The organism is Azospirillum brasilense, from assembly GCF_022023855.1.
GTDB lineage: Bacteria > Pseudomonadota > Alphaproteobacteria > Azospirillales > Azospirillaceae > Azospirillum > Azospirillum brasilense_F.
In genome coordinates this window covers 1353729-1375826 of sequence record NZ_CP059450.1, presented here as the reverse complement: position 1 = coordinate 1375826, position 22098 = coordinate 1353729, and the positions used below count along the sequence as shown (strand labels likewise).

Sequence of the window (22098 nt, the reverse complement as noted above, 5' to 3'; positions counted from 1 at the left end):
CGATTGCGGCACCGCATGGACTCCGGCGCGGCGGCGCGTGTAGACAGGCGGCATGGTGACACTTCGGGATGCCCTGGCCGCCGCGGTCGGCCACCATCAGGCGGGCCGGCTGGACGCGGCCCGGCCGCTCTATCATAGCATCCTGCGCAGCCAGCCGGGCCATCCCGACGCGCTTCATCTTTTGGGTGTGCTGGAAAGCCAGGGCGGGCGGCCGGGCGTGGCGCTGCCGCTGCTGCGCCGCGCCGTGGCGCTGCTGCCCGGCGACGCGGATTTTCTCGGCAATCTGGCGCGGACCCTGCGCGCGGCGGGGCAGCCCGAGGAGGCGGAGCGCGCCTTCGCCCGCACGGCGGCGCTCGACCCGGCGGACGTCCAGGTCACCTTCACGCTGGGCTCGCTGCGGCTGGAGCGCGGGGACGCGGCGGGTGCAGCGGCGGCCTTCGCCCAGGCGCTGGCCCGGCGCCCGGACTTCGCGGAGGCGCGCATCAACCGCGCCAATGCCCTGGCCGCGCTGGGCCGGACGGAGGACGCGGCACGGCTGCGCCGGCAGGCGGTGGCCCTGGCGCCGGCCCATCCCGACGCGCTGCACAACGCTGCGGTGAGCGCGCTCGCCGACGCCGGGCTGGACCGCCCGCTGTCGCATGCCCGGCGCCTCGAACCGGAACGGGTGGAGCGCGCGGGGCGTGCCCTGACCCACGCGCTTGTCGTCGATCCGCGGCATGGGGCGGCGGCGGACGCGCTGCTCGGGACGGCGCTTTCGCTCGTCCAGGCCGGGCAGGCGCCGGAATGGCTGTTGGACCGTGCCGCCCGCACCGCCCTGACGGTCCTGCGCCGCAACCCCCGCGACACGCGGGCGGCGGCGGCGGTCGCCTACCGCTTCTACCGGCGGGGGCGGACGGATCTCGCCAGCCGCTTCATGCGGCGCTTTGCCCGGAGATTCACCACGGCGGAGATGGCGGCGGATTTCGAGTTGCGCCTGTGGTCGATGGTGCGGGCGGGGCGGCGGGCGCTGGACGGGCTTCCCGACGCCGACACTCTGCTCGGCGCCTTCCCCCCGCTGGAACTGCTGGCCGATCCGCCCGCGGGGAGCGGGCCGTTGCTGGCAGTGTCCTGCGACGACGGCTACTACCGGCGCTTCGCCACCGGCCTGCTCGATTCGGTGGAGCTGGCGGGCGGCGGTGTGGCGGTCCATGTCCATGTCGTGAACCCTTCGCCGGAAACCCTGGCCGACCTCGCCCGACGGCGGGAGCGCTTGCGTCTAAGCTGCAGCCGGGAACAGGTGGACTTCACGGGCTGGGACGATCACCGGCGGACCACCTACTACGCCTGCGTCCGTTTCCTGCGCTGGCACCAGTTGATGACGCTTTGGGGGCGGCCCCTGTTGCATCTGGACGCCGATTGCACGCTGGCCGGCGGGCTCGATGCGCTGGCGCCGCTGCTGGACGGAGCCGACGTCGGGCTGCTGCGTGATGCCCGCTGGCGCGGCCCGACGCGGGAGATTACCGTCTGCTTCGCGGCGTTCCAGCCGACTCCGCGGGGGCGTGCCTTCCTTGCGTCGACCGCAGCCTACATCGGGGCCTTTCTGCGGGACGGGCGCGGGTTCTGGATGCTGGATCAGGCCGCGCCCTTCGCCGTGCTCGACGCGCTGGAGCGGCGGGAGGAAGGGCCAAGGGTGCGCTGGTTCGACGTTCTGGATTTCCCCTGGGTCCGCTTCATCGGGGACAAGTGAGTCAGCAGGGAAGCCGGGCGCAGCGTCCATCCGGGCAGTCGCGGCAGCATTGACCGCAGATGTCGTCCAGATCCACGGCGATGCCGTGCCGCTTGAGAACGCCCTGGGCATAGGCGGTGTAGAGGCGCGCCAGCGCCCGCCGGTTGGTGGCGACCGTCTTGGCGGCCAGCGTTTCCGGCGCCAGCATCGCGGCGATGGCTTGCTCCACGTCCTCGATGGCCGTGCGGACAGCCGAAAGGTTCAGCATCCAGGACCCCCTGGGCGTCACGACCCTTGATGAATCTGATATACAACATGTGACGAAAATTCGGAGACCAAACAACCCCTAATTTAGGAGTTGGGGGCGTCCTATCCAGAAAGGCTAGGTGCGTTGCGGCAGGTCCCGCAGCGCCTTTGCCAGGGCTTCGGCAAGGCGCCGCCCGTCGCAGAGCGGTCCGGCCGCCATGCGCGGGCGCAGGGTCCGGCGCAAGTCCGCCAGCCGCGCCGGATCGGCGGCCCAGCCGGCGGCGAGGTCCACATAATGCGCCGGGTCGCGGGCGACGCAGCCTTCGACCCCCGCCACGCTCAGAAAAGCCAGGGAATGGCGGCTGGAGAAGGTTTCGCCGGGCAGGGTGACGACCGGCACGCCCATCCACAGCGTTTCCAGCGTCGTCGTGCTGCCGGCGAAGGGGAAGGGGTCCAGCGCCACGTCCACGCGGGCGCACCAGCCCATATGCTCCCGGCTGCCGGTGGCCCCGGCCAGGATCAGCCGCTCCGGCGCGATGCCCGCCGCGGCCAGCCGCCCGCGCCACTGGGCGGCGGTTTCCGGGCAGGACAGCGCCTTGGTCTTCAGCAGCAGACGCGACTCGGGGACACGGGCGAGCAGGGCGGCCCAGGTGGCGAGGACCTCGTCGGTCAGCTTGGTCAGGATATTGAAGACGCCGAAGGTGATGGGCTGGCCGGTCAGGCAGGGAGGCGGGCCGGGCTCCGGCGCGTTCGGCGGCGGGTCGTAGGCAATGAAGGCGCCGGGCATGCGCAGGATGCGCTCGCTGTAGAAGCGCTCCGCCCCCTCCGGTACATGGTGGGCGTCGGCGACCAGCGCGTCCATGGCGGCGAGCCCGGTGGTCGCCATGTAGCCCGACCACGCGACCTGCACCGGCGCCGGCTTGCGCGCGAAGACGCCCAGCCGCCCGCGGGCGTTGTGCCCGGCGAGGTCGATCAGCGCGTCCAGCCGGTCGTTGCGGATCACTGTTGCAAGTTCAGCGTCGGTCCGGTCGGCGACCGGCACCCAGCGCGCCGCCGCGGCGCGGAAGCGGTCGGTGAGGTCGTCCGCTTCCAACTGGTTGGCGTAGAGGGTCAGGTCGACGCCGAAGTCCGGCAGCGCTTCGACCGCCCGCACCGCGAACTGGCCCGCCGGGTGGCGGCGGAAGTCGCCGGACAGGATGCCGACGCGCAGAGGCCGGGTGCCGTCCCTCACCGCGGGGGCGCGCGGCGCCCATTCGGGCCGCAACGGTGCGCCGTGCACGGCGTCCCAGCCGCGGTGCGCCTCCAGCACGCGGGCCAGCGTCACGCCGGGCCTGAACAGTTCCAGATAGGCGAGGTTGGAGCGCACCTCGGCCAGATCGGGCCGCAGGGTCAGCGCGCGGCGGTAGCCGGCCTCAGCAGCATCCAGGTCGCCCTGCGTCTGGCGCACCAGCGCGAGGTTCGCGTAAGCCTCGGCCAGATCGGGGCACAGGGCGGCGGCCCGGGCGTAGGCGCGGGCGGCCTCGGCCAGACGGTTGCGCTTTTGCAGCGCGTCGCCCCGGCGCAGCGCGGCCTCCGCGAAGTCCGGGCGCGCGGATTCGGCGCGCCGCGCCGCCCGCTCGGCGTCGGCAGGGGCGTCGAGGGCCAGCAAGGCGGCGGACAGGTTGGCGAGCGCGGTGGTGTGGTCGGGGCGCAGCGCCAGCGTGCGGCGCAAGGCCCGCTCCGCCTCCGCCGCCCGGCCGCGTTGCAACATCAGCGAGGCGCGGTTGGCGTGCGCCTCTCCAAATCCGGGATCGTCGGCCAGGGCGGCGCGGAAGGCATCGTCAGCCTCGGCCAGCCGACCGAGCGCCGTCAGCGTGTTGCCGAGGTTGAAATGCGCCCGCGCGTAGCCGGGGCGCAGCGTGGCGGCCTGCCGGTAGGCGTCCGCGGCCTCCTCCAGCCGTCCCAGCCGGTCCAGCGCGTTGCCGAGGTTGTAATGGGCCTGCGCGAAGGCCGGGCGCAGGTGGATCGCCGCGCGGTGGGCGTCGGCCGCCTCGGCGGCCCGGTCCAGGGCGCGCAGGGCGCTGCCGAGGTTGTCGTGGTAATCGGCGACGGTCGCGTCGGCGCGGAGGGCGGCGCGGATGCGCGGCTCGGCCGCTGCCGGGTGCCCGGCTTGGAGATAGACGACGCCGAGCAGATGCAGCGCGTCGGGGTGGTCGGGCAGGGTGTCGAGGACGGCTTGATAGCCGGCGGCGGCCTGCGCCAGCCGGCCGGCCTGATGATGGGCCAGCGCCGCGGCCAGCACGTCCTTGATCGTCGCCATGCCCGACTGTCTAGAGCATTTCTCCGCTTGGTTGAAGAGGCATGGTCGAAGGAGCCGCCTCAGCTCACCATGCGCCAGCTTCCGTCCGACTGGCGGCAGGCGGTGCCGTAGCCCTGCTGAAGCTGCCCGCCGACGACGATGCTGGTCTGGAACTCCCGGCAGGGCTCGCCATAGGGGCCGGTGCCGTCGCGGGTCGGGGTGTAGCTTCCCCAGTTGCCGGTCTGCGGGTTGTTCCACTGCACGGTCGCACCGGTCGGCGCCATGTAGGCCTGCCCCGCCGCCTGCTGCGCGTACATCAGGTCGGCGCGGTCCATCGACTGGCCGGCGGCGTTGCCCAGCGCGGCGCCGAGCAACGTGCCGATGCCGACCGCCACCAGCTTGCCCGTGCCGCCGCCGAAGCGCGACCCGGCGAGGCCGCCGGCCACACCGCCGAGCAGCGTGCCCGCCGTCGCCTTGTTGCCGTAACCGGGGGCGTAGCCGCCTCCATAGTTGGCCCCGTACCCGCCACCACCATACCCGGCGCCATACCCATAGCCATAGGGGCTGGCGCAGCCGGCCAGCAGGCCCACGGACAACACAACCGCAACGATCCCCTTGGCCTTCATCTCGAACCCCACGGAACGGAACCTGTGTTCATGAACCCTCTGTCCATGAACATGGCAGCCCCGCAAACTATTCCGTCCGCGTGACGGACCGCCGCCGTTGCCCCTATGATGAAACCAAATGGCCGCGTCCAAGCGGCCGGCAAGAACCTGACGGGAGGAAAAGCATGCTGCCGGAAGCGGACAGCTACGAGGGACTGCGCGACCGTTTCGTCTGGTCGGTGCCGGAGCGTTACAACATCGGCGTGGACGTCTGCGACAAGTGGGCGGAGCGCGATCCGGACCGCACCGCCCTGATCCACAAGCGCCGCGACGGCGCGGTGGAAACCTACAGCTTCGCAGACATCCGCCGCCTGTCGAACCGCCTCGCCAACGCGCTGGCCGCCCATGGGGTGGCGCGCGGCGACCGGGTGGGCATCCTGCTGCCCCAGGCGCCGGAGACCGCGGTCAGCCACGTCGCCGTCTACAAGATGGGCGGGGTCGCCGTTCCCCTCTTCTCGCTGTTCGGGGTGGAGGCGCTGGAATACCGGCTCGGCAATTGCGGGGCGCGGGCGGTGGTGACCGACGCCGTGGGTGCGGCCAAGATCGCCCAGATCCGTGATCGCCTGCCCGAACTGAAACTCGTCCTGCGCATCGACAAGGCCGGGGAGGGCGAGTTGGACTGGCACGCGCTGGTCAATGCGGCGTCGGAGGACTTCACGCCGGTGGACACCGCGGCGGACGACCCGGCGGTGATCATCTACACCTCCGGCACCACCGGCCAGCCCAAGGGCGCGCTGCACGCGCACCGGGTGCTGCTCGGCCATCTGCCGGGGGTGGAGATTTCCCACGACCTGTTCCCGCAGCCGGGCGACCGCATCTGGACCCCGGCGGACTGGGCGTGGATCGGCGGCCTGCTCGACGTGCTGATGCCCGCCTGGCACCACGGCGTGACCGTGGTCTCCCACCGCTTCGAGAAGTTCGACGCGGAGGAGGCCTTCCGCCTGATCGCCGACTTCCAGGTGCGCAACGCCTTCCTGCCGCCGACCGCGCTGAAGATGATGCGTGCAGTGAAGGACCCGCAGACGCGCTGGACCTACAGCATGCGCTCCGTCGCCAGCGGCGGCGAGACGTTGGGGGCGGAGCTTCTCGACTGGGGCCGCCAGACCTTCGGGCTGACCATCAACGAGTTCTATGGCCAGACCGAGTGCAACATGATCGTGTCCTCCTGCGCCACGGTCATGCCGCCCAAGCCCGGCGTCATGGGCCGGCCGGCCCCCGGCCACGACGTGGCGGTGATCGACGGGCAGGGCAACCGCCGTCCTCCCGGTGAGATCGGCCTGATCGCCGTGCACCGTCCGGACCCGGTGATGTTCCTGCAATACTGGAACAACCCGGAGGCCACCGCCGCGAAGTTTGTCGGCGACTGGCTGGTCACCGGCGACCAGGGCGAGCTTGACGCGGACGGCTACATCCGCTTCGTCGGGCGGGACGACGATGTGATCACGTCGGCGGGCTACCGCATCGGCCCCGGCGAGATCGAGGATTGCCTGATCGGCCATCCCGCTGTCCGCATGGCCGCCGTGGTCGGCGTGCCCGACCCCCTGCGCACGGAGATCGTGAAGGCCTTCATCGTCCTTCAGGACGGCGTGCGTCCCAGCGACGAACTGGCGGCGGAAATCCAGGCCCATGTGAAGACACGGCTGGCCGCCCATGAATACCCGCGCGCCGTGGAGTTCGTGGACAGCCTGCCGATGACGACCACGGGCAAGATCATCCGGCGTGAGCTGCGGGGGCGGGGGTAGGTTGTTGAGCCCTTCTCCCCTCCCTTTCGCGCCCGCTTGCGGGCGCTGTCGGCGACAGGCGACCTTTGGCCGCCGAGAGCGGGGAGAAGGGTATGGGATGAGGGGGCGGCCGCAGGCCGACAACGCTCCCTCATTGCAGTGCTTGGACGCCCTACGGGCGCCCCCTCACCCTAACCCTCTCCCCAGAGGGGCGAGGGGATAAACAAACAACAAGAAACGAAAACGACCCGAACGATGGTGACGACATCCCTTCTTCTGCTCGCCGCGGCCTTCCTGGCCGGGGCGATGAACGCGGTCGCCGGTGGCGGCAGTTTCCTGACCCTTCCTGCGCTGATCTACGCCGGGGTGCCGCCGGTGGCGGCGAACGCCACCGGCACGGTGGCGCTGCTGCCCGGCTATGCCAGCGGCGTCTACGGCTACCGCCACGACCTGGAGCCTGTGGGCGGGGTCGGGCTGGTCACGCTGTCGGTGGTCAGCCTGACCGGCGGGTTGATCGGGGCGGCGCTGCTGCTGGTGACCCCGGATTCGGTGTTCCGCAGCATTGTGCCCTGGTTGCTGCTGGTCGCCACCGCGCTGTTCGCTTTCGGCGGCATGCTGGCGGCCCGCCTGCGGGCGGTGGGGCTGCACGGGACGGGGGCCATGCTCGCCACGCTGTTCGCGGTGTCGGTCTATGGCGGCTATTTCAACGGCGGCCTCGGCATCCTGCTGCTGGCGCAGCTGAGCCTGTTCGGGATGACCAACCTGAACGCCATGAACGCGCTCAAGAACCTGTTCTCCGCCGTGCTGACCGCCATCGCGGTCGCCGCCTACGCGGTCGGCGGGGCGGTGGAGTGGTCCTACGCCGCGCTGATGACCGTGGCGGCGGTGGCCGGCGGCTATGTCGGGGCGCGGGTCGGGCGCAAGATCCCGTCGCGCATCCTGCGCGCGGGCATCATCGCCGTGGGCTTGGCGATGAGCGTCCTGTTTTTCCTGAAGTAAAAGCCGTTCGGTTCCGGCGGCGCCTGCGCTAAGGTGGCGGCCCTTCTCCCAAGGCCGCCACGACGCAAGACCCCGCATGCTGACCGTATCCGACCTCGACCTCTTCTACGGCGACGCCCAGGCGCTCGACGGCGTGTCCATCGCGGTGGCGGAGGGCACGACGACCGCCATCGTCGGCGCCAACGGGGCGGGCAAGACCTCGCTGATCCGTACCATCTCCGGCATCCTGAAGCCGGCGCGCGGCACCATCCGCTTCCGCGGCAAGGACATCGCCGGCCTGCCCAGCCACGTCGTCTGCGATCTCGGCATCGGGCAGGTGGCGGAGGGGCGGCAGATCTTCCCGACGCTCAGCATCCGCGAGAATCTCGAAATGGGCGCCGTCATCCCGCGTGCCCGCGCCGGGGCGAAGGACACGTTCGAGCGCGTGCTGACCCTCTTCCCCCGCCTGAACGAGCGGTTGGAGCAGGCCGCCGGCACGCTGTCGGGCGGTGAGCAGCAGATGCTGGCCATCGGGCGCTGCCTGATGGGCAAGCCCGACCTGATCATGTTCGACGAACCGTCGCTCGGCCTGTCCCCGACCATGGTGCAGGAGTTGTTCCGCACCATCCGCGCGCTCGCCGCCGAGGGCATGACGATCATCCTGGTGGAGCAGAACGTCGCCGCCTCGCTGAAGCTGGCGCAGCGCGCCTATGTGCTGGAGAACGGGCGCGTCGTTCTGGCCGGCACGGGCGAGGAGCTTCTGGCCGACCCCGCGGTGAAGCAGGCCTATCTCGGCCTGTGACGCCTTGGCGGCCGAGGTGACCGAAACCCTCTTGACTTAGAGCGCGCTCGAACCCGTAGCGTCCTGTGCATCGTGATGAGAAGCAGACGCGCATGAAGATCGGAGACCTCGCGAAACGCTCGGGACTGACGGCCCACACCATCCGCTACTATGAGCGGATCGGGCTGCTGCCCTACGCCGACCGGAACCAGTCCCGCCACCGCGATTACGACGCTTCGATCCTGACCTGGATCGAGTTTCTCGGCCGTCTGAAGACGACCGGCATGCCCATCCGCGACATGCTCCGCTACGCGGCGCTGCGCGAGGAGGGCGCCGGGACCGAAGCGGAACGGCGGGCCTTGCTGGAGCAACACCGCGAGCGCGTGCGTGCCCAGGTCGATGACCTGAACGCCTGTCTTCTCGTCCTCGATACCAAGATCGACGGTTACGTCGAAACGGAACAGAGGAAGACTGACGATGATGCACCTGTCCAAAATCGAATCCGGGATCGAAGAAAGACGGCTTGAGCGCGGGCAACGGGCGCTTGCCGAAATCGACGGCGAGGCCGGCCATAAGGTGGTGGCGGCGCTTGCCGACATCGCGCCGGACTTCGCGACCTATCTGTTTGAATTTCCCTTCGGCGACATCTATTCGCGGCCCGGGCTCGATCTGCGCTCGCGCGAAATCGCCACCATCGCGGCGCTCGCCGCCATGGGCAACGCAGCACCCCAGCTCAAGGTGCACATCGAGGCTGGATTGAACGTCGGGCTGACCCGCGACGAGATCGTCGAGGTCCTCATCCAGATGGCGGTCTACGCGGGGTTCCCGGCGGCCCTCAACGGTCTGTTCGCGGCCAAGGAGGTCTTCGCGGCGAAGGACGGGCAACGGCCGCAGGGAGCGCTGTGAGACCTACCGCGCCAGAAGGTCGTGATGCTCGCGGTGGCGGTGCATCCAGTTGGCGGCGTAGCCGCAGATCGGGACGATGGTCAGCCCTTCGGCGCGGGCGATGGCCATCACCCCCTCCAGCAGCCGCCCGGCGGCCCCGGTGCCGCGCAGGGACGGCGGCGCCTCCACATAGGGGATGTGCAGGATGGAGCCGCGGCGGCGGTAGGTCGCGAAGACCGTCTGGCCGTTCACGTCCAGTTCGAATCGGCTCATGGCCGGGTTGTCGGTCACGGTGTCGCTCATGCCCACTCCAACAGCCGAAGCCTTTGGTTGTTCACTGCAAATGTCATGAACCGGGGGCCCGCGGCGCGCTCCAGCCGCGCAGCACGCTGACCACCCGCAGCAGGAAGGCCGCCGCCGCCCCGGCGATGGCGACCGGCGCCTTCGGCAGGTCCAGCATGGCCCCGGCGATGACGATCGCCGCGCCCAGCAGGGCGGCCACCGCGTAGATCTCCTCGCGCAGCACCCGCGGCACCTCGGCCACCAGCACGTCGCGCACCAGCCCGCCGCCGCAGGCGGTCAGCACGCCCAGCAGAACCGCCGGCAGCGGACCCAGCCCATAGGCCAGCGCCTTGCCGCAGCCGGCCACCGCGAAGATGCCCAGGCCGGCCGCGTCCAGCACCATCACCGGCTTGACCAGCCGGTTGATGAAGGGGTGGAAGAAGAAGGCAAACAGGCCCGAGGCCAGTGCCGTGATCAGGTACCGCTCGTCCTGCATGGTGGCCGGCGGGATCGCCCCGATCAGCAGGTCGCGCAGCACGCCGCCGGCCAGCGCCGTTACCAGCGCCAGCACCATCACGCCGAAGATGTCCAGACGGTGCCGCACGGCCAGCGTCCCTCCCGTCAGCCCGAAGATGAAGATTCCGGTCAGGTCCATGGCGAGGAGGAGGGGCGAAACATCGGGTATGATGGCGGGCATGATGGTGGTCGGCGACGCAGGTTGAGGGGAGCCGCCATCATAGCCGTTTGTTGCGTCTCATGGAACAGATAAGCCGCAACTCCGGCAATTGTTGTTTTGCGGAAACGGGAGCACATTCCTCTCCAGACGAGGGGCCACAGGGCCTCGCACAGGACGAGGAGGAGCAGAGATGATCACGATCCGCAACCGCGACGAACGGGGCGCCGTCAACATGGGCTGGCTGAACAGCAAGCACAGCTTCTCGTTCGGCCACTACTACGACCCGGCCCACATGGGCTTCCGCGCGCTGCGCGTCATCAATGACGACCGCGTGATTCCCGGCGCCGGCTTCCCCACCCATGGGCACGCCGACATGGAGATCGTGTCCTACGTCCTGGACGGCGCGCTGGAGCACAAGGACACGCTGGGCACCAGCTCGGTCATCCGGCCTGGCGACGTGCAACGGATGAGCGCCGGGTCGGGCATCCGGCACAGCGAGTACAACGCGTCCAAGAAGGACCCGGTGCACTTCCTGCAGATCTGGATCCTGCCCAACGAGGAGGGCATGGTCCCCGGCTATGAGCAGAAGGCCTTCGAGCGGGAGGAGAAGCAGGGTCGCCTGCGCCTCGTCGGCTCCCAGGACGGGCGCGACGGCAGCGTGATCATCCACCAGGACGTGGACCTCTACGCCACGCTTCTGGATGAGGGTGACAGCGTGACCCACGAGCTGCGTCCGGGCCGCCACGCCTGGGTGCAGGTCGCCCGCGGTCAGGTCCGGCTGAACGGCGAGATCCTGAAGGAAGGCGACGGCGCCGCGATCAGCAAGGAGGAATCGCTGACGCTGGACGGCGTGGTCAGCGCCGAGGTGCTGCTGTTCGATCTGGCCTGAGGTGAGGAAGGTCCCCGCAGGGCGTGGGGACCTTCACATCCCCTCCGGGACAGCCAGGCGGATGCCCATGCGGCGGGCCTCCAGCATGAAGGCGCGGGTCATCTGCACGAGGTCCGTCCGCCAGTAGAGCTGCTCCAGCGGGTTGTCGAGGAAGTCCTCCGGCAGCATGGCGTAGCAGTAGGTTTCCACCACGCGTCGGTCGGGTTGCCAGGGGTCGGCGCCGTCGCGCCAGCCGATGGTCCAGCCGGCGTGGCCGGCGCCGATGGCCCAGCGCTCGAAATGCGGGGAGATGGTGGCGCTGGCCACCGGATCGGCGACCGGCACCTGATAGATCGCCACGAAGCGGCGGACGTTCAGTTGCAGCCGCATCACCAGCGATTCCTCGAAGGCGTCCACGCGGTACAGGCAGTCGGACGCCCCCTCGACGTGGCTGAAGCGCACCGCGGCCCGCCTTGCGGCTTCCAGCGTCAAGCCGGAAGGCTGGTCGGCCAGCGGCGGCGATTCATAGTCCACGGCGCGCAGCGCCTCCACCATGTCGCCGGTCAGGAAAAGGCGGATGCGCTGCTGCGCCTCGTCGATGGTCAGGCGGGTCATCGCGGGGTCGGTGTCCTCTGTTTCCGGTGCCAGGACAACAGGCCGGAGCCCGCTTGGTTCAGGGCTCCACGTAGCCCAGCACGCGCAGGCGCAGATCGCGTGCCCGCGGGTCGCGGTCGAAGAACAGGCCGCCCTTCTGTTCGGAGCCGGCGGGCACATAGTCGAACTCGGCTACCGAGGTTTCGAGCGCCTCGTCGCCCGCCATCAGTTGCCCCTCCACCTGGACCTTCGCGCCGGTCTTGCCGCCGTCGTTGGTGACCCGGATGTGGGCGAGCCAGCGCGGGCCCGCGGGAACCACCTCCACCACCACGGCGGTGATCACCGGGGGGCCGTTGCCGCGGGTGATGCCTTCGTAACCCAGCACCCCCACCGAGCCCAGGAACAGCAAGAGCCCCAGCCCCGACGAGATCCAGGCCAGCCGCGACACCGACGCGCTGCCGTCCTCGTCCCTGGATTCGATGTCGTTTTCCCGGATGTCGGCCATCGGTGTCCCTCCCGTCACACGATCAGGCGGGCGGTGGCGGCGCCCAGCGCGCTGGGGAAGCCCAGCACCACCGTGGCGGTCACCAGCTCCATCATCGACAGGCCGGCGATCCGCTCGAAGGTCCACAGCAGATAGAGGCTGATGAGCAGGGCGATGCCGTAGCCGGCGACCGAGAAGCGCAGGAAGACGGACAGGAACCCGTCGTCCCCGGCGCTCTCCTGCCCGGCGAAGCCGACCGTGTAGACGAAGATGTGCAGGAGCCCCAGCGACAGCACCGCCAGCGCCACCGCGTGCCAGGGCGACATTTTGTAGGAGATCAGGATCATCTCCTCGGTCGGGGCGACGTTGAAGCCGACGAACAGCGCCCCCGCCCCCATCAGGAACAGTTCCCCCGGATAGCTGGAGCGGATGCGTCGCTCCTTGTCGCTGTCGTCCTGCTGGCCGAGCTGCTTGCGCGCCAGCATGGCGCCGATGCTGGCCGGAACGGACTGGAGCGCGATCTTGCCGATGATCTCCGGCAATGGCTGGTCCAGACGCACGATGGCGAAGACGGTCAGCAGCACCGCCGACATCAGGAAGCCGACGGCGAAGGCCGACAGCGCGTCGATCAGATCGTCCTGCCAGCAGAATGTCTCCTCGAACCCGGCGAAGTAGGACAGGCCGAACAGCACCGGCAGGGTCACCAGGATGAACAGGGCCAGCCGGAAGCGGTCCATGTAGAAGCCCAGCTCCCACATCTCCATGGTCATCAGCAGGGGCAGGGCGAAGATGATCGCCCCCGCCGCCGCGCGGGCCAGCGCGTGGGCGAATTGAGTTTCGTCATGGAGAAAGCTGCGCTGGCGGGTGATGTCCATGACCCATGAATGCGCAAGCGGAGCGGTTGGTTCCGGCGGTACCACGGCAGTGGGTGGGTCCATGATCGGAACCATGATCAGAGCGGCGAATTTCCTCTTGACCTTCCAATCGTTGGAAGGTGGAAGCTGGCGGCATCACCATCTTGTGGGAAGGAGTTCGTCATGGTTGCGTTCAAGGTTCCCGGCATGACCTGCGGCGGCTGTTCCGCCTCCGTCCGCCGCGCGCTCGGCGCCGTCGCCGGGGTCGAGGATGTGCGGATCGACCTGGATTCGAAGGACGTCCGTGTCGACGGGACGCCCAGCGCCGACGCCCTGCGGGCAGCCTTGGAGAAGGCCGGTTTCGAGGCCGAAGGGCTGCCTGTCGCATAATGGTTTCCGGCACCCTTGGCCTTCCAGCCATTGGAAGCCTTATCTGAGGGTGCCGGTTGGCGAAGAAAAAGGGACGATCATGTCCGCCACTGTACAGTCGATGTCGGCTCTGTCCCCTCTCCTCTCTGGGGAGAGGGTTAGGGTGAGGGGGTTGCGCTTGTCCCGAACGCACCGCCACGCTCAACCCCCTCACCCGCCCTCCGGGCCACCCTCTCCCCAGAGGGGAGGGGGTTCATGAGGACGCCTGCAATGAACACCACCGGCCTTGACATCGGCATTTCCGGCATGACCTGCGCCTCCTGTGTGGGGCGGGTGGAAAAGGCACTGTCGCGCCTGCCGGGCGTCACCAACGTGTCGGTCAACCTCGCCACCGAGCGGGCGCGGGTCGCCTTTGCGGGCGATCCTGATCCGCGGGCGGTGGCGGAGGCCATCGAGAACGTCGGTTTCGAACCGCAGAGGCAGGAGTTCGATCTGACCGTCGGCGGGATGACCTGCGCCTCCTGCGTCGCCCGTGTCGAGAAGGCGCTGCTGCGCGTGCCGGGGGTGGAGTCCGCCGCCGTGAACCTCGCGACGGAGCGGGCGCACGTCACCGCCTATGCCGGGACGGTGGACGCCTCCCGGCTGGCCGAAGCAGTGGAGATGACCGGCTTCACCGCCGCCCCGGTCGCCGAGCCCGATTCCACCGAGGCGGCGGCGGACCCGGCGCAGGACCGCAACCGGCGGGACCTCCACCATGTGCTGATCGCCGCCGCGCTGTCGGCGCCGCTGGTTCTCGGCATGGCGGGGGACCTGCTGGGGCTGAACCTGATGCTGCCGCCCTGGGCGCAATTCCTGCTGGCGACCCCGGTGCAGTTCTGGCTGGGCTGGCGCTTCTACCGGGCCGGCTGGATGGCGGCGCGCGCCGGGTCCGGCAACATGGACCTGCTGGTGGCGCTCGGCACCTCGGCGGCCTGGGGTCTCAGCGTCTACATGATGCTGACGGCGCATCCGGGCCACACGCCGCATCTCTATTTCGAGGCGTCGGCGGTGCTCATCACCTTCGTGCTGCTGGGCAAGTGGCTGGAGGCCCGCGCCAAGGGCCGGACGGCCGCGGCGATCCGCGCGCTGATGCAGCTTCGCCCCGACACCGCCCGCGTCCGCCGCGACGGCGTGGAGGTGGACCTGCCCATCGCCCAGGTGCGCGTCGGCGACCGTGTGGCGGTGCGCCCCGGCGAGCGCATCCCCGTCGACGGGCGTGTCGTGGAGGGGGCGGGCAGCGTGGACGAATCCATGCTGACCGGCGAGAGCCTGCCGGTGGAGAAGGCGCCGGGCTCCCGCGTCACCGGCGGGTCGATCAACGTGGATGGGCTGCTGCTGGTCGAGACGGTGGCGGTGGGCGCCGAGACGATGCTCGCCAAAATCGTCCGCATGGTCGAGGGTGCCCAGGCGTCCAAGGCGCCGATCCAGCGGCTGGTCGACAAGGTGGCGGCGGTCTTCGTGCCGGTGGTGCTGGTCATCGCCGCGGTGACGCTCGCCGGCTGGTGGATCGGCACTGGGAACGTCGAGACGGCGATCATCACGGCGGTGTCGGTCTTGGTCATCGCCTGCCCCTGCGCGTTGGGCCTCGCCACGCCGACCGCGATCATGGTCGGCACCGGCGCGGCGGCCCGCCACGGCATCCTGATCAAGGACGCGGAGGCGCTGGAGCACGCCCACGCCATCACCGCCGTCGCCTTCGACAAGACCGGCACATTGACCGAGGGCAAGCCCCGCGTCACCGATCTGGTGTCCGCGGATGGCTTCGACGACGCGGAGTTGCTGCGGCTGGCCGCGGCACTCCAATCCGGCAGCGAGCACCCGCTCGCCCGCGCCGTCCGCGACCGCGCGGCGGAACAGGGCGTGCCGGCGACGGCTCCGGAGGGCTTCAAGGCGCTGGCCGGGCGCGGCGTGTCGGCCACCGTGGAGGGCCGCGCCCTTCTGCTGGGCAGCAAGCGGCTGGTCGCGGAAAACGGCCTGTCCGACGTGGCGCTGGAAGCGCGGGCGGCGGCGCTGGAATCCGCCGGGCGTACCGTGTCGTGGCTGGCCGAAACGGCGCCGGAGCGGCGCGTTCTGGGCCTCGTCGCCTTCGGCGACACGGTGAAGGAGAGCGCCCGCGCCGCCGTGCGCTCCCTGAAGGCGCAGGGTGTGGAGACGGTGATGGTCACCGGCGACGGCGCCGGGGCCGCCCGCGCGGTGGCCGCCGACCTGGGCATCGACCGCGTCTTCGCGGAGGTGCTTCCGGACGGCAAGGCGGACGTGGTGGCGACGCTCAAGGCGGAGGGCAAGGTCGTCGGCATGGTCGGCGACGGCATCAACGACGCGCCCGCCCTGGCCGCCGCCGATGTCGGCATCGCCATGGCGACCGGCACCGACGTGGCGATGCACACCGCCGGGGTCACGCTCATGCGTGGCGATCCAGCGTTGGTCGCCGGCGCCATCGACGTGTCGCGCCGCACCTATTCCAAGATCCGCCAGGGGCTGTTCTGGGCCTTCATCTACAATCTGGTGGGCATCCCGCTGGCGGCGTCGGGTCTGCTCAGCCCGGTGCTGGCCGGGGCCGCGATGGCGCTGAGTTCGGTCAGCGTCGTCCTGAACGCCCTGTCGCTGCGGGGGTGGAAGCCATGAGCGTGAGCGGCATGACCATCGGGGACGCGGCGAAGGCCTCCGGCGTCAACGCCAAGCTGATCCGCTACTACGAATCCATCGGCCTGATCCCCGAGGCCGGGCGGACGGCGGCGGGCTACCGCGTCTATTCGTCCAGCGACGTGAACGTCCTGCGCTTCGTCAAGCGGGCGCGGACGCTGGGCTTCAGCATCGAGCGCATCCAGATCCTGGTCGGGCTGTGGCAGGACCGCAGCCGCTCCAGCGCCGAGGTGAAGCGCGTGGCGCTCGACCATGTGGCGGAGCTGGAGGCCAAGATCGCCGAGTTGCGCGCGATGAGCGACACGCTCAAGCATCTGGCCCACGCCTGCCACGGCGACGAGCGTCCGGATTGCCCGATCCTGCGCGATCTGGAGGAGGGTGGAGAATGCTGCCATGGGGCGGAGCGCGATCATTGACGGCTTGGCGTGCCTCCGCTGGCGCGGCGCAGCCCAAGCCTTATATTGCAGGGCCATGCGCACCCTCCTCCTCGCCCTTTGCGGCATCCTCGCCGCCGCGCCCGGCTGGGCCGCCGGCCTGCACCATGACCTGACCGTCACGCTGGACCCCGCCGCGCGGCGGCTGGAGGTGGAGGACCGGCTGCGCCTGTCCGCCGGAACGCACCGGCTGCGGCTGGCGCCGGGCCTGGTGGTCGGCGAAGCCCGGCTCGACGGCAAGCCGGTGGCGGTGCGCGGCAACGCCCTGCCGGTCACCGTTCCGGAGGGTGGTGGCGAGCTTCGCCTGCGCTACGACGGGACCCTGCCGCCCTTGACGCCGGAGTCGCGTGGTGGGGGAGGTGGAGCGGAGGGCGCCTATCTGCCCGCCGGTACCGGCTGGATTCCGACTCCCGAAAGCGGCGCGGCGGAGCCGCCCTCCTGGCGCCTGTCGGTGCGCGTGCCGGCGCCCTTCGTCGCGGTGGCGACGGGCCGTCTGGTCGAGGAGACGCGCGATGGTGCCGGCTACACCGCGACTTTCGCGGAGGAGCGCAGCGTCGAGGAGCCGTCGCTCTTCGCCGGGGCGTGGCAGGTGACGGAACGGATGCACAATGGTCTTCGTCTCCGCAGCTACTTCCATCCGGAGCAGGCCCCGTTGGCCGACGAGTATCTGGACCTCAGCGCCCGGACCATCGACGCGCAGGCGGCGCGGATCGGCGCCTATCCCTTCGCCGGCTTCGCCATCCTGTCGGCGCCGCTGCCGGTCGGGCTGGGCTTTCCGGGCCTGACCTACATCGGGCGGCAGGTGATGCCGCTGCCCTTCATCCGCGCCCAGTCGCTGCCCCACGAGATCCTGCACAACTGGTGGGGCAACGGGGTGCGTGTCGGCGAGAGCGGCATGTGGCCCGGCAACTGGTCGGAGGGGCTGACCACCTTCATGGCCGACTACGCGGCGGCGGAGGCGCGCGGGGAGGACGCGGCGCGGGCCATGCGGCTGGACTGGCTGCGCGATTACGCCGCCCTTCCCGCGGAGCGCGATTCGGCCCTGACCGATTTCCGCGCCAAGGTCCACGACGCCGCCCAGATCGTCGGTTACGGCAAGGCGGCGATGCTGTTCCACATGTTGCGCGCCGAGATCGGGGCGGGCGCCTTCGACGCGGGCATCCGCCGTTTCTGGGAGGAGAAGCGCTTTCAGGACGCGGGGTGGGACGACCTGCGCCGGGCCTTCGCGTCGTCGTCGGGGCGGGACCTCGGGCCCTTCTTCGAACAATGGTTGACCCGCGTGGGGGCGCCGACGCTGGCACTGGTGGAAGCGAAGGGCAAGGGTGACGGGGTGGCGCTGACCCTGCGCCAGGGCGAGCCGGACTATGGCCTGACCGTGCCGGTGGAGGTGCAAACCGCGGCGGGGACGGAGCGCCACGATGTCCGCCTCGACGGGCGCGAGGCCACCGTGACGATCCCGACCGCCGCAGCGCCGAGGGTGCTCGCGGTCGATCCTGGCTTCGGCCTGTTCCGTCGTCTGGCGCCGGGGGAGGCGCCGCCGACCCTGCGCGACGTGACGCTGGACCACGCGGCCACCACCGTCATCGCCACCGCTGACGGCCCGGCCGCCGAGGCCGCCCGTGCGCTGGCCGAGCGTCTTGCCGATGGCAAACCGCGCATTGCCGCCGCTGAGCGTTCCGATCCCGCCGCCCCGCTCGCCGTGATCGGGACGGCGGGGGAGGTCGAACGGCTGCTGGCCCGGCTCGGCCTGCCGCCGATGCCGGACAGCCTCAAGGGGCGCGGGACGGCGCGGGTGTGGACCGCAAGAACGCCGCAGGGCGGCCGCCCGCTGCTGGCCGTCGCGGCGGACGACGCGGCGGCGCTCCAGGCGCTGCTGCGCCCATTGTCCCATTACGGGCGGCAGAGCTGGCTGGTCTTCGAGGGTGCCCGCGCCGTTGACCGCGGCGTCTGGCCCGCCGGCGACAGCCCCCTGCGTGTGTCTTTCGAGTAGTTCCGCCCGCCCGTCCTCTGCCCATGGAGCATACCCCGCCTTTGCCTGTTGTAGGGGAAACGGCGCGCGATGCGCGCGTTCTGCGGGAGAATGCACATGTCTCGGATGACGAAGACTTTTCTCGGAACCCTGGCCGGCCTCGGTGTGGCGGTGGCGTTGGCCCTGCCCGTGGCGGCGGCCTCCGGCGATATCCACACGGTGACCGGTGAGAAGGTGAACCTGCGCGCGGCCCCGTCCGACAACGCCTCGGTCCGCTCCACGGTCACCCGCGGCGACGAGGTGATCGAGCTGAAGCAGGAGGGCAACTGGATCGGCGTGCGCTCGATGCGCACCGGTGAGGAGGGCTGGGTCTTCGGCGACCTCGTGAAGCGGCAGACGCCCAGCACGCTGGGCGGCGCGTCCTCCGCGGCGTCGGACGCCGGGTTCGGGCGCATATCCTCGGGCTTCGACGGGCTGCTGGCCGGCATCAACAACCAGCTCGGCTACCGCTTCGCGGAGCGGGTGGAGCAGTCGGGCAATGGCGCGTTGCGCGTCATCCCGACCCAGGAATGGCTCTACAACACCAGCCGCGAGGCCAAGATTTACGCGGCGCTGGCGCTCTACGAGATGTGGAAGAACCACAACAACGGGCGTCCGGTCAGTGTGGCGCTGGGCTCCCCCGGCTCCTCCGCCATCGCCATTGAGGATTCGGGGCGGGGGCCGGAGCTGTCGCTGCCCGTGATGGGCGCCTCGAAGTAAGGGCGTTCGCGGCGCGGCGGTCGTGATGCCGCCGCGCCGCGCCCCATTCTTGATCCGCATCAACGCCAGCGCTCGCCGCCGCCGTCCAAATGCCGTGACGGCAGGCGGAAGGGGCTGGAGCGATGAAGTACGTCGATGAGTTCCGTGACGCGGCGCTGGCCCGCGGCATCGCCGCCGCCATCGCGCGGGAGGCGGCGACCGGGCGGACCTATCATCTGATGGAGTTCTGCGGCGGCCACACCCACGCGGTGTCCCGCTACGGCATCCCCGACCTGCTGCCGGACAATGTGCGGATGATCCACGGGCCGGGCTGTCCGGTCTGCGTTCTGCCGGTGGGGCGGATCGACGACGCCATCGCCATCGCCCGCCAGCCCGGCGTGGTCCTGTGCACCTACGGCGACGTGCTGCGCGTTCCAGGATCGGGGCGGGTCAGCCTGCTGAAGGCGAAGGCCGAGGGTGCGGACGTGCGGATGGTCCTGTCGACCATGGACGCTCTGCGCATCGCCGAGGAGAATCCGGACCGCGAGGTCGTCTTCCTCGCCATCGGCTTCGAGACGACCACCCCGCCGACCGCGGTGGCCGTCCACGCCGCCAAGGCCAAGGGCCTCAGGAACTTCAGCGTCTTCTGCAACCACGTCCTGACCCCCGCGGCCATCCGGGGCATCATGGACAGCCCGGAGGTTCGGGAGATGGGCACGCTGCCGCTCGACGGCATCGTCGGGCCGGCGCACGTCTCCGTGGTCATCGGCAGCCGCCCCTATGAGTTCGTGGCGGAAACCTACGGCAAGCCGGTGGTGATCGCCGGGTTCGAACCGCTGGACGTGCTCCAGGCCATCCTGATGCTGATCCGTCAGGTGAACGAGGGGCGGGCGGTGGTGGAGAACCAGTTCACCCGCGCGGTGACCCCGGAGGGCAACCGGAAGGCCCAGCGGCTCGTCGCCGAGACCTTCGACGTGCGATCCGGCTTCGAATGGCGGGGCCTCGGCTCGCTTCCCGAAAGCGGCCTGCGGTTGAAAGAGGCGTTCGCCGCCTTCGACGCGGAGCGGCGCTTCGCCGTGCCGGGCCGCGCGGTGCCCGACCACAAGGGCTGCGAGTGTGGCGACATTCTGCGCGGGGTGAAGAAACCCAGCGATTGCAAGTTGTTCGGCACCGTCTGCACGCCGGAGAACCCCATGGGCTCCTGCATGGTGTCGGCGGAGGGGGGCTGTGCCGCCCATTACACCTATGGGCGGTTCCGCGACCACCAATTGGCGGTGCCGTAACCGTTGGCTTCAACCGCAAACCATTTGTCACGAAATATTTCGTCGGGGAAGCTATTCGCCCATTGCACGGCTAACCTTTTGCGGGGGTTCGGAGGACGCTGATAGGTTCGTTCCTGAACAAAAGAACAGGAGGGGACTTCCCGTATGAAACGCCGTTCGTTCCTTGCCAGCGCCGGTGTCGGCGTCGCGGCCAGCACCCTGGCGGCTCCGGCCATCGCGCAGAGCACGCCGGAAGTGCATTGGCGCCTCGCGTCCAGCTTCCCGAAGAGCCTGGACACCATTTACGGCGCCGCCGACGTGATTTCACGCCGCGTCGCCGCCATCACCGACAACAAGTTCACGATCCGTCCTTTTGCCGCCGGTGAGATCGTTCCCGGCCTCCAGGTGCTCGACGCCGTGCAGAACGGCACGGTCGAGTGCGGCCACACCGCCAGCTATTACTATGTCGGCAAGGACCCGACCTTCACCTTCGATTCGACGGTGCCGTTCGGCCTGAACGCCCGCCAGCAGAACGCCTGGATTCTCCAGGGCGGCGGTATGGAACTGCTGCGCGACTTCTTCAAGGGCTACAACGTCGTCAACTTCCCGGCGGGCAACACCGGCACCCAGATGGGCGGCTGGTTCCGCAAGGAGATCAAGACGGTGCAGGACCTGAGCGGCCTGAAGTTCCGCATCGGCGGCTTCGCTGGTCAGGTGCTGACCAAGCTGGGGGTCGTGCCGCAGCAGATCGCCGGCGGCGATATCTATCCGTCGCTCGAAAAGGGCACCATCGACGCCGCCGAGTGGATCGGCCCCTACGACGACGAGAAGCTCGGCTTCAACAAGGTCGCCAAGTACTATTACTACCCCGGCTGGTGGGAAGGCGGCCTGAACGTGTCGCTGCTGGTCAACCAGCAGAAGTGGGAAGAGCTGCCGAAGCCCTATCAGGCGGCTCTGGAAGCGGCCTGCTTCGAGGCGCTGGCGATCATGAACGCCAAGTACGACGCCGACAACCCCGCCGCCCTGAAGCGTCTGGTGGCCGGCGGCGCCCAGCTCCGTCCCTTCCCGCGCGAGGTGATGGAGGCCTGCTACAAGGCGGCCTACGAGCTGTACGACGAGACGGCTAAGAACAATCCGAAGTTCGCCAAGATCTACGAGCCGTGGAAGAAGTTCCGCGACGAGGAATTCCTGTGGTTCCGCGTCGCCGAGAACAGCTTTGACAACTTCACCTTCACCGCCGGCCAGCGCCGGTGATGTGAGAACCGGTGCGGCGCTTCACGGCGCCGCACCGTTTCGGCCGTTACTGGGCCGCCACTTTCTGGGACAGGCGTTGCAGATCCTGCGACGCGCGGTCGGCGATGCGCTGGGCGGCCACCAGCGTGTCCGTCAGATTGCCGACGTCCGGAGCGATCTCGCCCGCGGCATCGGACATCTCGTTCAAAGCCTTCACCGCGCTGTCGATCAGGCGGATGACCAGCCCTGCGGGGCCGTCGGCGTTGTCGTACCCAGCCATTCCAAAATCTCCAAGGTTGCGCAACTCAGCCCGAACGACACGGGCACGAGTTTCCATGGAGGGGGCAGGCCGCGCAAGCCGCTTGTTGCGGCGCACGCGTTCCCGCCCCGGCCG

At 69.9% G+C, this 22098-nt stretch carries 23 protein-coding genes; 14 read left to right on the top strand and 9 right to left on the bottom strand.

Features of this window, described 5'->3' with window-relative positions:
* The first annotated feature begins 52 nt into the window (after positions 1 to 52).
* Positions 53 to 1726 carry a tetratricopeptide repeat protein gene (locus tag H1Q64_RS19705; protein WP_237905260.1) on the top strand — a complete coding sequence of 558 codons (1674 nt, stop codon included), beginning with the start codon at positions 53 to 55 and terminating at the stop codon, positions 1724 to 1726.
* Position 1727: 1 nt separating this feature from the next.
* Here H1Q64_RS19705 and H1Q64_RS19700 read toward each other — a convergent pair whose 3' ends face one another.
* The 3 genes from H1Q64_RS19700 to H1Q64_RS19690 all read right to left on the bottom strand — a co-directional run bounded on the left by H1Q64_RS19700 (position 1728) and on the right by H1Q64_RS19690 (position 4855).
* A complete protein-coding gene (locus H1Q64_RS19700) occupies positions 1728 to 1973 on the bottom strand; it encodes a hypothetical protein (protein ID WP_035678382.1) in 246 nt (81 codons plus the stop codon).
* A gap of 114 nt (positions 1974 to 2087) precedes the next feature.
* Positions 2088 to 4250, bottom strand: a complete 2163-nt coding sequence (locus H1Q64_RS19695; RefSeq protein ID WP_237905259.1) for a tetratricopeptide repeat protein — start codon at positions 4248 to 4250, stop codon at positions 2088 to 2090.
* A gap of 59 nt (positions 4251 to 4309) precedes the next feature.
* Positions 4310 to 4855 carry an RT0821/Lpp0805 family surface protein gene (locus tag H1Q64_RS19690; protein ID WP_419468849.1) on the bottom strand — a complete coding sequence of 182 codons (546 nt, stop codon included), beginning with the start codon at positions 4853 to 4855 and terminating at the stop codon, positions 4310 to 4312.
* Between the two features lie 164 nt (positions 4856 to 5019).
* Between H1Q64_RS19690 and H1Q64_RS19685 the strand changes: the two genes are divergently transcribed.
* The 5 genes from H1Q64_RS19685 (at position 5020) to H1Q64_RS19665 (ending at position 9280) form a co-directional block, all read left to right on the top strand.
* Positions 5020 to 6636, top strand: coding sequence for an acyl-CoA synthetase (locus H1Q64_RS19685; RefSeq protein WP_237905257.1), 1617 nt, complete (start codon positions 5020 to 5022; stop codon positions 6634 to 6636).
* Positions 6637 to 6870: 234 nt separating this feature from the next.
* Positions 6871 to 7614: a sulfite exporter TauE/SafE family protein gene (locus tag H1Q64_RS19680; protein WP_114858023.1), complete on the top strand. Its 744-nt coding sequence runs from the start codon at positions 6871 to 6873 to the stop codon at positions 7612 to 7614.
* 76 nt (positions 7615 to 7690) lie between these two features.
* Positions 7691 to 8395 carry an ABC transporter ATP-binding protein gene (locus tag H1Q64_RS19675; RefSeq protein ID WP_174439638.1) on the top strand — a complete coding sequence of 235 codons (705 nt, stop codon included), beginning with the start codon at positions 7691 to 7693 and terminating at the stop codon, positions 8393 to 8395.
* 92 nt (positions 8396 to 8487) lie between these two features.
* Positions 8488 to 8901 carry a MerR family transcriptional regulator gene (locus tag H1Q64_RS19670; RefSeq protein ID WP_237905256.1) on the top strand — a complete coding sequence of 138 codons (414 nt, stop codon included), beginning with the start codon at positions 8488 to 8490 and terminating at the stop codon, positions 8899 to 8901.
* On the top strand, positions 8852 to 9280 hold the full coding sequence (locus H1Q64_RS19665) for a carboxymuconolactone decarboxylase family protein (RefSeq protein WP_237905255.1): 429 nt from the start codon (positions 8852 to 8854) through the stop codon (positions 9278 to 9280). The genes H1Q64_RS19670 and H1Q64_RS19665 overlap by 50 nt, the downstream gene beginning before the upstream one ends.
* Before the next feature lie 3 nt (positions 9281 to 9283).
* Here the strand turns inward: H1Q64_RS19665 and H1Q64_RS19660 are convergent, their stop codons facing one another.
* On the bottom strand, positions 9284 to 9562 hold the full coding sequence (locus H1Q64_RS19660; protein WP_237905254.1) for a GNAT family N-acetyltransferase: 279 nt from the start codon (positions 9560 to 9562) through the stop codon (positions 9284 to 9286).
* A 43-nt stretch (positions 9563 to 9605) separates the two neighbouring features.
* Positions 9606 to 10238 (bottom strand): trimeric intracellular cation channel family protein, encoded by a 633-nt coding sequence (locus H1Q64_RS19655; protein ID WP_035678407.1) that lies wholly within the window; start codon positions 10236 to 10238, stop codon positions 9606 to 9608.
* 169 nt (positions 10239 to 10407) lie between these two features.
* Here H1Q64_RS19655 and H1Q64_RS19650 point away from each other — a divergent pair, with 169 nt between their 5' ends.
* Positions 10408 to 11106 carry a pirin family protein gene (locus H1Q64_RS19650; RefSeq protein WP_237905253.1) on the top strand — a complete coding sequence of 233 codons (699 nt, stop codon included), beginning with the start codon at positions 10408 to 10410 and terminating at the stop codon, positions 11104 to 11106.
* A 33-nt stretch (positions 11107 to 11139) separates the two neighbouring features.
* Here H1Q64_RS19650 and H1Q64_RS19645 read toward each other — a convergent pair whose 3' ends face one another.
* From H1Q64_RS19645 to H1Q64_RS19635, 3 genes are read right to left on the bottom strand one after another with little or no spacing between them, the layout of a single operon-like run.
* Positions 11140 to 11700 carry a hypothetical protein gene (locus tag H1Q64_RS19645; protein ID WP_237905252.1) on the bottom strand — a complete coding sequence of 187 codons (561 nt, stop codon included), beginning with the start codon at positions 11698 to 11700 and terminating at the stop codon, positions 11140 to 11142.
* 58 nt (positions 11701 to 11758) lie between these two features.
* On the bottom strand, positions 11759 to 12184 hold the full coding sequence (locus H1Q64_RS19640) for a hypothetical protein (protein WP_237905251.1): 426 nt from the start codon (positions 12182 to 12184) through the stop codon (positions 11759 to 11761).
* A 14-nt stretch (positions 12185 to 12198) separates the two neighbouring features.
* Positions 12199 to 13038, bottom strand: a complete 840-nt coding sequence (locus tag H1Q64_RS19635) for a TIGR02587 family membrane protein (protein WP_237905250.1) — start codon at positions 13036 to 13038, stop codon at positions 12199 to 12201.
* A 162-nt stretch (positions 13039 to 13200) separates the two neighbouring features.
* Here H1Q64_RS19635 and H1Q64_RS19630 point away from each other — a divergent pair, with 162 nt between their 5' ends.
* The 7 genes from H1Q64_RS19630 to H1Q64_RS19600 all read left to right on the top strand — a co-directional run bounded on the left by H1Q64_RS19630 (position 13201) and on the right by H1Q64_RS19600 (position 21725).
* Positions 13201 to 13407 (top strand): heavy-metal-associated domain-containing protein, encoded by a 207-nt coding sequence (locus H1Q64_RS19630; protein WP_237905249.1) that lies wholly within the window; start codon positions 13201 to 13203, stop codon positions 13405 to 13407.
* A gap of 234 nt (positions 13408 to 13641) precedes the next feature.
* Positions 13642 to 16050 carry a heavy metal translocating P-type ATPase gene (locus H1Q64_RS19625; RefSeq protein WP_330874543.1) on the top strand — a complete coding sequence of 803 codons (2409 nt, stop codon included), beginning with the start codon at positions 13642 to 13644 and terminating at the stop codon, positions 16048 to 16050.
* An 11-nt stretch (positions 16051 to 16061) separates the two neighbouring features.
* Entirely contained in the window at positions 16062 to 16484 is a 423-nt protein-coding gene (cueR, locus tag H1Q64_RS19620) for a Cu(I)-responsive transcriptional regulator (protein WP_237906469.1), read from the top strand.
* 55 nt (positions 16485 to 16539) lie between these two features.
* Positions 16540 to 18492, top strand: coding sequence for a M1 family metallopeptidase (locus tag H1Q64_RS19615; RefSeq protein WP_237905248.1), 1953 nt, complete (start codon positions 16540 to 16542; stop codon positions 18490 to 18492).
* A 96-nt stretch (positions 18493 to 18588) separates the two neighbouring features.
* Positions 18589 to 19230, top strand: a complete 642-nt coding sequence (locus H1Q64_RS19610; RefSeq protein ID WP_237905247.1) for an SH3 domain-containing protein — start codon at positions 18589 to 18591, stop codon at positions 19228 to 19230.
* Positions 19231 to 19352: 122 nt separating this feature from the next.
* Entirely contained in the window at positions 19353 to 20492 is a 1140-nt protein-coding gene (hypD, locus tag H1Q64_RS19605; protein WP_237905246.1) for a hydrogenase formation protein HypD, read from the top strand.
* Between the two features lie 144 nt (positions 20493 to 20636).
* Complete coding sequence (locus H1Q64_RS19600; RefSeq protein WP_237905245.1) at positions 20637 to 21725, top strand: TRAP transporter substrate-binding protein; 1089 nt, start codon at positions 20637 to 20639, stop codon at positions 21723 to 21725.
* A 46-nt stretch (positions 21726 to 21771) separates the two neighbouring features.
* On the opposite strand, the gene H1Q64_RS19595 is transcribed toward H1Q64_RS19600, so the two are convergent.
* Positions 21772 to 21984, bottom strand: coding sequence for a hypothetical protein (locus H1Q64_RS19595; protein WP_237905244.1), 213 nt, complete (start codon positions 21982 to 21984; stop codon positions 21772 to 21774).
* Between the last annotated feature and the right edge of the window lie 114 nt (positions 21985 to 22098).

Bases quoted from the DNA above. Each gene is read 5' to 3' on its own strand.
- H1Q64_RS19690 (WP_419468849.1), bottom strand. From the start codon at position 4,855: ATGAAGGCCAAGGGGATCGTTGCGGTTGTGTTGTCCGTGGGCCTGCTG.
- H1Q64_RS19680 (WP_114858023.1), top strand. From the start codon at position 6,871: ATGGTGACGACATCCCTTCTTCTGCTCGCCGCGGCCTTCCTGGCCGGG.
- H1Q64_RS19705 (WP_237905260.1), top strand. From the start codon at position 53: ATGGTGACACTTCGGGATGCCCTGGCCGCCGCGGTCGGCCACCATCAG.
- hypD (WP_237905246.1), top strand. From the start codon at position 19,353: ATGAAGTACGTCGATGAGTTCCGTGACGCGGCGCTGGCCCGCGGCATC.
- H1Q64_RS19655 (WP_035678407.1), bottom strand. From the start codon at position 10,238: ATGCCCGCCATCATACCCGATGTTTCGCCCCTCCTCCTCGCCATGGAC.
- H1Q64_RS19660 (WP_237905254.1), bottom strand. From the start codon at position 9,562: ATGAGCGACACCGTGACCGACAACCCGGCCATGAGCCGATTCGAACTG.
- H1Q64_RS19650 (WP_237905253.1), top strand. From the start codon at position 10,408: ATGATCACGATCCGCAACCGCGACGAACGGGGCGCCGTCAACATGGGC.
- H1Q64_RS19615 (WP_237905248.1), top strand. From the start codon at position 16,540: ATGCGCACCCTCCTCCTCGCCCTTTGCGGCATCCTCGCCGCCGCGCCC.
- H1Q64_RS19670 (WP_237905256.1), top strand. From the start codon at position 8,488: ATGAAGATCGGAGACCTCGCGAAACGCTCGGGACTGACGGCCCACACC.
- H1Q64_RS19610 (WP_237905247.1), top strand. From the start codon at position 18,589: ATGTCTCGGATGACGAAGACTTTTCTCGGAACCCTGGCCGGCCTCGGT.
- H1Q64_RS19635 (WP_237905250.1), bottom strand. From the start codon at position 13,038: ATGGACATCACCCGCCAGCGCAGCTTTCTCCATGACGAAACTCAATTC.
- H1Q64_RS19600 (WP_237905245.1), top strand. From the start codon at position 20,637: ATGAAACGCCGTTCGTTCCTTGCCAGCGCCGGTGTCGGCGTCGCGGCC.
- cueR (WP_237906469.1), top strand. From the start codon at position 16,062: ATGACCATCGGGGACGCGGCGAAGGCCTCCGGCGTCAACGCCAAGCTG.
- H1Q64_RS19640 (WP_237905251.1), bottom strand. From the start codon at position 12,184: ATGGCCGACATCCGGGAAAACGACATCGAATCCAGGGACGAGGACGGC.
- H1Q64_RS19695 (WP_237905259.1), bottom strand. From the start codon at position 4,250: ATGGCGACGATCAAGGACGTGCTGGCCGCGGCGCTGGCCCATCATCAG.
- H1Q64_RS19630 (WP_237905249.1), top strand. From the start codon at position 13,201: ATGGTTGCGTTCAAGGTTCCCGGCATGACCTGCGGCGGCTGTTCCGCC.
- H1Q64_RS19675 (WP_174439638.1), top strand. From the start codon at position 7,691: ATGCTGACCGTATCCGACCTCGACCTCTTCTACGGCGACGCCCAGGCG.
- H1Q64_RS19595 (WP_237905244.1), bottom strand. From the start codon at position 21,984: ATGGCTGGGTACGACAACGCCGACGGCCCCGCAGGGCTGGTCATCCGC.
- H1Q64_RS19685 (WP_237905257.1), top strand. From the start codon at position 5,020: ATGCTGCCGGAAGCGGACAGCTACGAGGGACTGCGCGACCGTTTCGTC.
- H1Q64_RS19700 (WP_035678382.1), bottom strand. From the start codon at position 1,973: ATGCTGAACCTTTCGGCTGTCCGCACGGCCATCGAGGACGTGGAGCAA.
- H1Q64_RS19645 (WP_237905252.1), bottom strand. From the start codon at position 11,700: ATGACCCGCCTGACCATCGACGAGGCGCAGCAGCGCATCCGCCTTTTC.
- H1Q64_RS19665 (WP_237905255.1), top strand. From the start codon at position 8,852: ATGATGCACCTGTCCAAAATCGAATCCGGGATCGAAGAAAGACGGCTT.
- H1Q64_RS19625 (WP_330874543.1), top strand. From the start codon at position 13,642: ATGAGGACGCCTGCAATGAACACCACCGGCCTTGACATCGGCATTTCC.